Below are 10,536 nucleotides of genomic sequence, written 5' to 3' on the forward strand. Positions count from 1 at the left end.
CCTGAGGCAACAACCCCCGGACGGAGTCTGGGACAGGGCCTGGGCCAGAACCCGCGGACGGGGGCCTGAGGCAACACCCCGGACGGGACCCGGGGCCGCCCCAGACGGGTCTGGGGCGGAGGCCCCAGGACCAGGGGCTGGGCAGAGGCCCCGGGGAACGGGGGCCGGGGCGAAGCCCCAGGGGAACGGGGGCCGGGGCGAAGCCCCAGAGGAACGGAGGCCGGGGCGAAGCCCCAGAGGAACGGGGGCTGGGGCGGAGCCCCAGGGGATGGGAATGGGTAGGGGCGGCGGGGGCGAAATCCCCCGTGGCCCACCCCCCGTCGGCTTCCGTCCTACGCCGGAGGCCCGTCGTACAGGTTCTGCTGGTACGGATCAGGATCCCGCGGCCCGAACAACGCCGTCAGCCCAAGATGCACCAGCAGCGCCGCAACGGACCAGGCCAGCAACGCCCCCTTGGCCCCGAGCTCCAGCGGCGCCGCGAACGTGACGCCCTTGCCCACTTCCTTGGCGTGTGCCGCCACGTCCTGCGTGGGCCCGAGCCAGACCCCGAGCCGCCAGGCGACCAGCGAGCCGAGCACCCCGCCGAGCGTGAGCGCGACAACGACAGGGACTCCCCCACGTCGCCGTATCAGGAACACGATCAGCGCGCTGACCAGGCCGAATCCGAGCGCGAGCAGGGTGAACGTCCCGTCCACCCCGATGGCCTGCTCCCCCTCCGTGTCCTTGAGATAGACCGCGGAGGCATCCGAGACCAGCGGCACCTCAGGAGCCAGCCACCACCACAGGACGCCGAGAACCAGCCCTGTGATCGTCATCGCGATCGTGATGACGGCGGCCTCCCGCACTTCGGTCTTCATCCCGGGGCCGTCCTCCTGCTGATGTCCGACGGGTCCGACGGGTCCGCCCACACCGGCGACGGGCGGCGCCTGCCAGGCGTGGTGCCCGGACTGCTGGTGCGCGGACTGCGCGTGCCCAGGCTGCTCGTGCGGAGACTGGTTGTGCGGCGGTGGAGGCGGAGTCAGCGGTGCGGTCACCCTCACATCGTGCCAGGCTCTCCCGGCAATCGCGTCACCGGACGGCAGCCCGGCGATACGCCCAGGTCGCGACGGCCAGCGAGGCGACCCCGACGCCCGCGCACACGGCGAGGTCGAGCACGACGACACCCCAGTCGGGGCTCGCCCCGAAGGTCAGCCCGAAGGCTTCGACGCCGTACGTGGACGGCAGCAGGTCACGCGCGTACTGGAGGACCGTCGGCAGCCGGTCCGGCGGCAGCACCCCGAGCAGCAACGCCGCCGACATGCCCAGCTGCCCGAGCAGCGTGGCGAGTTCGGGCCGCGGCGCGAGCAGCCCGAGGGCCGCGCCGAGCCCCGCGAGCGCCGCGCCGGCGAGCGGGATCACCGCGGCGAGGATCCACAGATGCGCCAGCGGCAGCTGGAAGAGCACACAGCCGACCACGGCGGTGACCAGGGTCCCGGGCACGGTGAAGGAGGCGTACGCCGCCGCCGCGCCCAGCACGACGGCGGCGGGCGGCACCGGCAACGTCGCATAGTGGTCGAGCCCCCCGTTGGCGCGCAGCTCCCCGAAGTACTGGGCGAGCAGGTTCAGCGCGACGAACGCGACGACGAGCACCGACGAGCCTGCCACCACGGACCGCGCCTCGCCCCCGCCGTCCACCACCCCACGCATCAGGACCATGATCCCGATGGACTGGAAGGTGGCCACGAACAGCAGCGGGATCCGCGCGACCCGGGCCCGGGACAGCTGCGCCCGGTAGACGGCGGCCAGCGCCGGCCACAGTCGCGCACGCGGTCCGAGCACGGCGGCTCCTTCCGCGGCGGCGTCCTCGACGGCGAGGGCGCCGCCCGGCAGGACCTCGGCGGGTACGACACTCACGTCGAGCGGCTCCTGTTCGCTTCTGCTGTCGTCCTGTTCCGTACGGCCACGAAAGCCCGAACACTCACGCCTTCACCCACTCATGCCTTCACCAGCCCTCGTACGTTGCCGGCGCTCCCGCCCAGCGCCAGGTACACGTCTTCGAGGCTCGGCGTGGCGAGTGTGAAGTCGTCCAGGGCCGAGAAGGCGGCGCCGCCGGTGACGGCGGCGACGGCCGCGCGGGCCTCCTCCGGGGCGAGGCGCAGTGCCCAGCGGCGGCCGGACTCGACGGCGCGGTCGCGCAGGGCGGCGACCTCGGGGATGTCGAGGGGTGCGTGCTCGCGCCAGACGAGCTCGACCCGCACTTCGCCCGCGACCTTCTCCTTCAGCCCGGCCGGGGTGTCGCAGGCGATGACGCGGCCCTGGTCGAGCACGGCCACGCGGTCGAGGACCGTCTCGGCCTCGATGACGTTGTGGGTGACCAGGAGGACCGTCGTGCCGCGCTCGGCCCGCCGCCGGTCGACCGCGCCCCAGACGGCCCGGCGGGCGACCGGGTCCATGCCGGTGGTCGGCTCGTCGAGGACCAGCAGCGGCCGCTCCCCCACGAGCGTCGCCGCGAAGCAGGCGAGCCTCCGCTGTCCGCCGGACAGCTTCCTCAGCGGGCGCGAGGCGAGGGAGGTGAGGCCCAGCTCTTCGAGCACCGCGTCCCGCTCGGCCCGCGCGCTGCGCACATCGAGCCCGCGCAGCCGCCCGGTGGTCTCCGTGGCGAGCGAGACCGTCAGCTCGTCGAGCGCGGTGGACTCCTGGCCGAGGTACGCGAGGATCCGCGCCGCCCGCTCGGGATGGCGCACGATGTCGTGCCCGAGGATCTCGACGCTGCCGCGGTCGGGGCGCATCAGGCCGGTCAGCTGCCGTACGAGGGTGGACTTCCCGGCGCCGTTCGGCCCGAGCAGCCCGAAGACCTCTCCGCGCCGGATGTCGAGCCGCACGCCGTGTGTGGCCCGCACCTCGGGTGTCCCGGGTGCCCCGCGCCGCCCGCGCACGGCCGGATAGGTCTTGGTCAGATCCCGCACCGCGCACACGACATCCCCACCGTGCCCTTTGCGGGCTGCTTGTGCGGTGCGCGTACTCACGAGGAACGAGACTACGGGGTCCTCGACGGGGACCCACGCTCGGGGCGGAACAGAGGTGCATATCCGTGGAAACGGCGAGTAACCACGGAACGCGTGCCCGGACGTGCCGCCAGGACGAATTCACTCACCCGCGGGAGCGTGCTCGGCGGCGGTCCGTACATCGATCTCCCGCCAGAACCCGGCCCGGATCGCATACCGATCGTGCTCATCGATCTGGTCGTCCTTGTGTGCGAGGAGCCCGAACCGGGCCGCGTACCGCAACAGCTCGCCGTCGATACGGTGCGGCACCCGCGGATACATCGTCGAGAGCTTCTGCAGGTGGGCCTGGTCCGACAGCCGCCCCATCCACCGCCGAGCGAACACCTGTCCGACCTCGTACGGGTCGCCGCCCACCGTCGTGATGTCCTCCTCACGGTCGGCCCACCGCTGCTCGGCCGTCGTGAGCTGCGCGAGCGTGGGCAGGGACGCGGCCTCCGCGGACTCCCCGGCGACCCCGGGCCGGTCCACCCACCCCTTGTCGGACGACCAGCGCAACGTCGCGTTGGCGGGGTGCTGAGCGGGGTGCTGAGCTGCCTGCGTACCGGGCCCGCGCAGCGCCGCCAGGTCCTTCGGCGTCGGCACACCCTTCGCGGCCGGCACCCGCTCCTCCGTGCCGTTCCCGCTCGCCGCAGCCTGTGCGTGCTCCGGCTCCCGCGCGTTCCGCTCGCCCCGGGAGGGCATCGCGGACTCGGGCAGCGGTGCGGAGAGGATCGCGGCGATCTCGGGCCGCGGCGCGGGCGGCGGGGCGCAGGTCCCGCCGAGATCCTTGGCCTGGACGGCCTTGGTGATCCAGGCCCGGTCCAAAACGCGGCGCTCGTCGGCCTCCGCGACCAGGTCCTCGGACTGGTTGTAGTCGCCGTCGGCGGCCTGCACGGCCCACAGATGTACGGCGACGCCGTGCTCCTTGGCGGCCATCATGCCCGGCAGCAGATCTCCGTCACCGGTCACCAGCACCACGTCGGAGCAGGCACGGTTGCGCGCCAGCTCGGTGAGCTCGGCGTGCATGGCGGCGTCCACACCCTTCTGCGCCCACCGTCCGTCACTGCGGGTCAGCGCACCCAGGCGTACGGTCACCCGCGGCATCACGCGCAGCCTGCGGTGCTCGGGCTGCGGCACACGGTCGGGGGCGCCGTCGAACCAGTAGATGCGCAACAGGGGCCGCTCCGTGTCGGACTCGGCCCGCTCGCGCAATCCCTGGATCAGGGCCGCGTGATCGACGGTGATCCGGGACCTCGAAGGCTCCCCGGCAAGGAGACTGGCGGCAGCACCGAGCAGATACCCGGCGTCCACCAGGACGATGCAGCGGTCCACGCGATCCACCCTCTTTCCCGGGAAGTTTGCTTCGGGCTTCCTTCGAGTCTGCCCGACGGCGCGGAGGTTAACGGCCGGAACTCGATCTTCGGCGTGGCGTATCGGAGGTTCGCTCTCCGACGAGCCTTATTACGCACGGTAATTCTCCGAAATGCGTGCTCTATATGCATATGTGAGTCTGGTCCCGGCCCTGACCCCCAGGTAACCCACAGGAGGCAGATCACCATGGCCAAGAACAAGAACCGCAAGCAGAGCGGCCGGCAGAACCCCTCCTCGCAGCCCGAGCAGGCGCAGGAGCAGTCACGCGGCGCATCGCCCGAGGCTCAACAGGCGATACAGGCCCTGACTCAGGACGGCCCCACCGATACCGCCCGTAAGCGCCAGAAACGCTTCGGCCACAACTGAAGCCGGGGCAGCGGACGGTAGGCCCAGGCACACGACGAGGGGCGCATCCGCCATGGATGCGCCCCTCCTGTGGTCGACCGCCGGTTCAGCCCGCGAGACAGGACGGCCCGAGCAGCACCTTCAGATCACCGTAGAGGGAGGCGTCCGGCTTCACCCGGTGCCGGTCGAGCCGCAACACCGTGGTCTTGCGCGGGCCCTGCAGCTTGATGCGCACCTCGCTCTCGCCCTTGTGGTGACTGAGGATCTCGCCGAGCCGGCTGACCATGGGCGGCGTGACCTTCAGCGCCGGGATCGTCAGGATCACGGGCGCGTTGGTGCCCGCGTTCGACAGATCCGGTACCTGGAGTTCCATGGCGACGAGGCGGGGGACGTCCTCGCGTTTGTCGAGGCGGCCCTTGACGAACACGACGGCGTCTTCGACGAGTTGGGTGGAGACCAGCTGATAGGTGGCGGGGAAGAACATGCACTCGATGGAGCCGGCGAGGTCTTCGACGGTGGCGATCGCCCAGGCGTTGCCCTGTTTGGTCATCTTGCGTTGCAGGCCGGAGATGATGCCGCCGATGGTGACGACCGCGCCGTCGCCGAAGTCACCGCCGGTGAGCTGGGCGATGCCCGCGTCGGCCTTGTCGGACAGGACGTGTTCCAGGCCGAAGAGGGGGTGGTCGGAGACGTACAGGCCGAGCATCTCGCGTTCCTGGGCGAGGAGGTAGGTCTTGTCCCATTCGTCGTCGGTGAAGGTGACGTCGAGGCCGAAGCCGGGTTCGTCGGCGGTGTCCTCGCCCATGCCGCCGAAGAGGTCGAACTGGCCCTCGGCTTCCTTGCGTTTGACCTGGACCACGTTGTCGATCATCGGCTCGTACTGGGCGGTGAGCCCCTTGCGGGTGTGGCCCATGGTGTCGAACGCACCGGCTTTGATGAGGGATTCCGTGGTGCGCTTGTTGCAGACGACCGCTTCGACCTTGTCGAGGTAGTCGGGGAAGGAGGCGTACTTTCCCTTGGCCTTGCGGCAGCGGATGATCGCTTCGACGACGTTGGTGCCGACGTTGCGGACCGCGGACAGTCCGAAGAGGATCACGTCGTCGCCCTGTGCGGCGAAGTTGGACATCGACTCGTTGACGTCCGGCGGCAGCACCCTGATGCCCATGCGGCGGCACTCGTTCAGATAGACGGCCGACTTGTCCTTGTCGTCCTTGACCGAGGTGAGCAGCGCGGCCATGTACTCGGCCGGGTGGTTCGCCTTCAGATACGCCGTCCAGTACGACACCAGCCCGTACGCGGCCGAGTGGGCCTTGTTGAACGCGTAGCCGGCGAACGGGACCAGCACGTCCCACAGGGCCTGGATCGCCTCGTCGCTGTAGCCCTTCTTCCGCGCGCCCTCCTGGAAGAGGACGAAGTTCTTCGCCAGCTCCTCGGGCTTCTTCTTGCCCATGACGCGGCGGAGGATGTCGGCTTCGCCGAGCGAGTAGCCGGCGATGATCTGGGCGGCCTTCTGCACCTGCTCCTGATAGACGATCAGGCCGTGGGTGACGTCCAGGACCTCCCTGAGGGGCTCTTCGAGCTCCTTGTGGATGGGCGTGATCTCCTGCTGGCCGTTCTTGCGCAGCGCGTAGTTGGTGTGCGAGTCCATGCCCATCGGGCCGGGACGGTAGAGGGCCGAGACGGCGGAGATGTCTTCGAAGTTGTCCGGCTTCATCAGACGCAGCAGGGAACGCATGGGGCCGCCGTCGAACTGGAAGACACCGAGGGTGTCGCCGCGCTGGAGGAGTTCGAAGGTCTTCGGGTCGTCGAGCGGAAGGCTCAACAGGTCGATGTCGTGGCCCTTGTTGGACTTCACCATCTTGACGGCGTCGTCCATGATCGTCAGGTTGCGCAGGCCCAGGAAGTCCATCTTCAGCAGGCCCAGCGACTCACAGCTGGGGTAGTCCCACTGTGTGATGGTCACGCCGTCGGTGTGCCTGACCCAGACCGGGACGTGGTCGGTGATGGTCTCGCTGGACATGATCACGCCGGCCGCGTGCACACCCATCTGCCGGACCAGGCCCTCGACACCCTTGGCGGTGTCGATGACCTTCTTCACGTCCGGCTCGTTCTCGTACATCCCGCGGATCTCGCCCGCCTCGCTGTACCGCGGATGCGAGGAGTCCGTGATGCCGTTCAGGTCGATGCCCTTGCCGAGGACGTCGGCGGGCATGGCCTTGGTGAGCCGGTCGCCCATCGCGTACGGATAGCCCAGCACCCGCGCGGAGTCCTTGATCGCGTTCTTCGCCTTGATCTTGCCGTACGTGCCGATCATGGCGACCTTGTCGGCGCCGTACTTCTCCGTCACGTACCTGATCACCTCGACGCGCCGGCGCTCGTCGAAGTCGATGTCGACATCCGGCATGGAGACGCGCTCGGGGTTGAGGAACCGCTCGAAGATCAGACCGTGCGGAATCGGGTCGAGGTCGGTGATGCCCATGGCGTACGCGACGATCGAGCCGGCCGCGGAGCCTCGGCCGGGGCCGACCGCGATGCCCTGCTCCTTGGCCCACATGATGAAGTCGGCGACGACGAGGAAGTACCCCGGGAACCCCATCTGGATGATGACGTCCATCTCGTACTCGACCTGCTTCTGGCGGTCCTCGGGGACGCCGCCGGGGAAGCGGCGCTCCATGCCGCGGCGAACCTCCTCCTGGAACCAGGTGACCTCGGTGAACCCCTCCGGGATGTCGAACTTCGGCATCAGGTTCTTCGACTCGAACATGCCGGTCGTGTCGACCTGTTCGGCCACCAGCAGCGTGTTCGCGCAGCCCTGCTGCCAAGCCTCCGAGGAGTCGATGGCATACATCTCGTCCGTCGACTTCAGGTAATAGCCGCCGCCGTCGAAACGGAACCGGTCCGGATCGGAGAGGTTCTTGCCGGTCTGGATGCACAGCAGCGCATCATGCGCGGTCGCCTCGTGCGCGTACGTGTAGTGCGAGTCATTGGTCACCAGCGGCGGAATGCCCAGCTTCCTGCCGATCTCCAGCAGGCCGTCACGCACCCGCCGCTCGATCTCGATGCCGTGGTCCATCAACTCCAGGAAGTACCGGTCCTTGCCGAAGATGTCCTGGTACTCCGCCGCCGCCTTCAGCGCCTCGTCGAACTGCCCCAGCCGCAGCCGGGTCTGCAACTCACCCGACGGACAACCCGTGGAGGCGATCAGCCCCTCCGACCACTGGGCGATGGTCTCCTTGTCCATACGCGGCCACTTCTGCAGCCAGCCCTCCGCGTACGCGTCCGACGACAGCCGGAACAGATTGTGCAGACCGGTCCTGTTCGCCGCCCAGATCGTCTTGTGCGTGTAGCCACCCGAGCCGGACACGTCGTCCCGCTTCTGGTGCGGCTGCCCCCACTGGATCTTCCGCTTGTTGCGCCGCGACTCCGGCGCCACATACGCCTCGATCCCGATGATCGGCGTCACCCCGGCCTTCTGCGCCGAGTGGAAGAAGTCGTACGCCCCGTGCAGGTTGCCGTGGTCGGACATGGCGATGTGCGTCATGCCCATCTCGTTGCAGGCCTCGAACATGTCCTTCAGCCGCGCGGCACCGTCCAGCAGCGAGTACTGGGTGTGAACGTGCAAGTGCGTGAACGGCGGCTTTGACACGGCTTCGGCCTCCAGGAATACAAGTGGCGACGGCTTGCGGACAGTTTGGTGGACAACGTCGAAGTCTATGCCTCGGCACTGACAATCCGAGGGCTCCCCCACGTACGTTCCCATGAGGGAGACGGGCACTAGGGCGTACCGTCATCCGTTGGAAGGGGACGGGTCGAAAGCCGTCCCATTTGTCATGCGTCACCTGCACCTGGAGGCACCCAGCGATGTCGGATCCGCAGCTCAACGCCGAGCAACGCGGCGAACAGATTCTCGCCGTCTTCGACACCGCCTTCGGCGAGCTGCTCGCCGCCGACCCGGCCGCGTTCCGCGTGAAGTTCCGGAAGATGGCCGCCTCGGCGTTCGCCTTCTACCGGGGCACGGCGTGCCTCTTCTACCACGACCTGGAGGAGGAGAAGCGCGGCGGACCGTACCTGGACGAGCGCACCTCACGGGTGTGGGTCCACGGCGACCTGCACGCCGAGAACTTCGGCACGTACATGGACGCCCAGGGCCGCCTGATCTTCAACGTGAACGACTTCGACGAGGCGTATGTGGGCCCCTTCACCTGGGACCTCAAGCGCCTCGCGGCCTCCGTGGCGCTGATCGGTTACGCGAAGGCGCTCAGCGACGAGCAGATCACCGAGCTGGTGCGGATCTACGCGGCCGCGTACCGCGACCGGATCCACGCGCTCGCGACGGGCGCCAAGAGTGACGAGGTGCCGCCCTTCACGCTGGACACGGCTCAGGGCCCGCTCCTGGACGCGCTGCGTGACGCACGCTCGCTGACCCGCTTCGGGCTGCTGGAGACGATGACCGAGATCCGCGACTTCGAGCGCCGCTTCGCGCCGGGCGGCGGCTCCATCGAGCTCGACGCGGCCACGCGCTACAAGGTGCTCGCGGCCTTCGACGGCTACCTGGAGACGCTGCCTGAGTCGTCCCTGGCCCGCCCGGACTCGTACCGCGTGAAGGACGTCGTGGGCCGCCGCGGCATCGGCATCGGCTCGGCCGGCCTGCCGTCGTACAACATCCTCCTGGAGGGCGCCACCGACGCCCTGGAGAACGACGTCGTGATCTACATCAAGCAGGCCCAGACCCCCGCCGTCTCACGGCACATCACGGACCCGGCGATCCGCGAGTACTTCCAGCACGAGGGCCACCGCACGGTGATCTCACAGCGGGCTCTCCAGGCGCACGCCGACCCGTGGCTCGGCTGGACCGAGCTGGACGGCGCGGGCCAGCTGGTCGCCGAGGTGTCGCCGTACGCGGTGGACCTGGACTGGGGCGACATCGACGACCCGGAGGAGATCGCGGCGGTCGTCGCCGACCTGGGCCGGGCCACGGCCACCATGCACGCTGCGGCGGACGACGAGAGCGGACACTCCGAGCTCGTGCCGTTCTCCACCGAGCGGGCCATCGACGCGGCGATCGCGGCGGACGAGTCCGGCTTCGGGGACCTGCTGGTGGACTTCGCCCACGAGTACGGGGCACGCGCGCGTGCCGACCACCAGATCTTCGTGGACCTGTTCCGCAACGGACGGATCCCGGGTCTGTAGCCGCCCACCGACTCACAGAGACCTTTTAAGGGCCCTTTACGGGACTACGTGACACACTCTCCACCGCTATGGACATATCCGGGACCCAGCTGAGAGCCGTACGGGCAGCGCTGTTCACGGCAGTCGTCGTGACGCTCTCCGTCGCGTCGCACGTGCTGCTGTCCCGCGTTCCACTGCCGCTCACCACCGTGGCCGCGATCGCTGCCGCCGTCTTCGTCATCGCGTACGCGCTGGCGGGCCGCGAGCGCGGCTTCGGGCGGATCGCGGGCCTGCTGATCCCGCTGGAGCTGGCCGCCGACACGCTGTTCACCACGGGCCAGCACGCCTGCTACGGCAGGGCGGGCGGCCCGGTCGCGGGCCCGCTGCGCTCGGTCGGCTTCGACGTCCTGTGCGGCAGCGGCGAGGTCGGCACGCCGCTGGCCCGATTCAGTGGGGGCGGCGCGCAGCGCCTCAGTGAGGGGCGGTGGTCGGGCGGCGGGTGGGCCGGCGACGGCCACCGGGCCGCCGACCTCCTCGCCCAGGCCGACCCGGCCGCCGCCTGGCTGCTGCTCGGCGCGCACATCGGCGTCGGCCTGCTCGCGGCCGCCTGGCTGCGGCGCGGCGAGCG

Annotated in this window: 8 protein-coding genes; 3 read left to right on the forward strand and 5 right to left on the reverse strand. The window is 69.6% G+C overall.

What is annotated here, in order from left to right; genetic code table 11:
- Nucleotides 1-332: 332 nt before the first annotated feature.
- From FE633_RS43685 to FE633_RS43700, 4 genes are all read right to left on the reverse strand, one after another.
- Complete coding sequence (locus FE633_RS43685; RefSeq protein WP_138050724.1) at nt 333-1,034, reverse strand: AAA family ATPase; 702 nt, start codon at nt 1,032-1,034, stop codon at nt 333-335.
- Between the two features lie 34 nt (nt 1,035-1,068).
- Nucleotides 1,069-1,893, reverse strand: a complete 825-nt coding sequence (locus FE633_RS43690) for an ABC transporter permease (RefSeq protein ID WP_138050725.1) — start codon at nt 1,891-1,893, stop codon at nt 1,069-1,071.
- Nucleotides 1,894-1,973: 80 nt separating this feature from the next.
- Nucleotides 1,974-3,005 carry an ABC transporter ATP-binding protein gene (locus FE633_RS43695; protein WP_171060370.1) on the reverse strand — a complete coding sequence of 344 codons (1,032 nt, stop codon included), beginning with the start codon at nt 3,003-3,005 and terminating at the stop codon, nt 1,974-1,976.
- 120 nt (nt 3,006-3,125) lie between these two features.
- On the reverse strand, nt 3,126-4,355 hold the full coding sequence (locus FE633_RS43700) for an NYN domain-containing protein (protein WP_138050726.1): 1,230 nt from the start codon (nt 4,353-4,355) through the stop codon (nt 3,126-3,128).
- Between the two features lie 225 nt (nt 4,356-4,580).
- On the opposite strand from FE633_RS43700, the gene FE633_RS43705 reads away from it, so the two are divergent.
- Nucleotides 4,581-4,760, forward strand: coding sequence for a hypothetical protein (locus FE633_RS43705; protein ID WP_138050727.1), 180 nt, complete (start codon nt 4,581-4,583; stop codon nt 4,758-4,760).
- Nucleotides 4,761-4,845: 85 nt separating this feature from the next.
- Here the strand turns inward: FE633_RS43705 and dnaE are convergent, their stop codons facing one another.
- Nucleotides 4,846-8,385 (reverse strand): DNA polymerase III subunit alpha, encoded by a 3,540-nt coding sequence (gene dnaE, locus FE633_RS43710; protein ID WP_138050728.1) that lies wholly within the window; start codon nt 8,383-8,385, stop codon nt 4,846-4,848.
- Between the two features lie 215 nt (nt 8,386-8,600).
- Here dnaE and FE633_RS43715 point away from each other — a divergent pair, with 215 nt between their 5' ends.
- Nucleotides 8,601-9,929 (forward strand): DUF2252 domain-containing protein, encoded by a 1,329-nt coding sequence (locus FE633_RS43715; RefSeq protein ID WP_138050729.1) that lies wholly within the window; start codon nt 8,601-8,603, stop codon nt 9,927-9,929.
- Between the two features lie 68 nt (nt 9,930-9,997).
- On the forward strand, nt 9,998-10,536 hold a 539-nt coding region (locus tag FE633_RS43720; protein ID WP_138050730.1), incomplete at its 3' end, for a hypothetical protein.

Origin of the sequence: Streptomyces montanus (genome assembly GCF_005786655.1) — a bacterium.
Taxonomy (GTDB): Bacteria; Actinomycetota; Actinomycetes; order Streptomycetales; family Streptomycetaceae; genus Streptomyces; species Streptomyces sporangiiformans.

Excerpts from the sequence above, each read along its gene's own strand:
- FE633_RS43705 (WP_138050727.1), top strand. The coding sequence starts at position 4,581 with ATGGCCAAGAACAAGAACCGCAAGCAGAGCGGCCGGCAGAACCCCTCC.
- FE633_RS43715 (WP_138050729.1), top strand. The coding sequence starts at position 8,601 with ATGTCGGATCCGCAGCTCAACGCCGAGCAACGCGGCGAACAGATTCTC.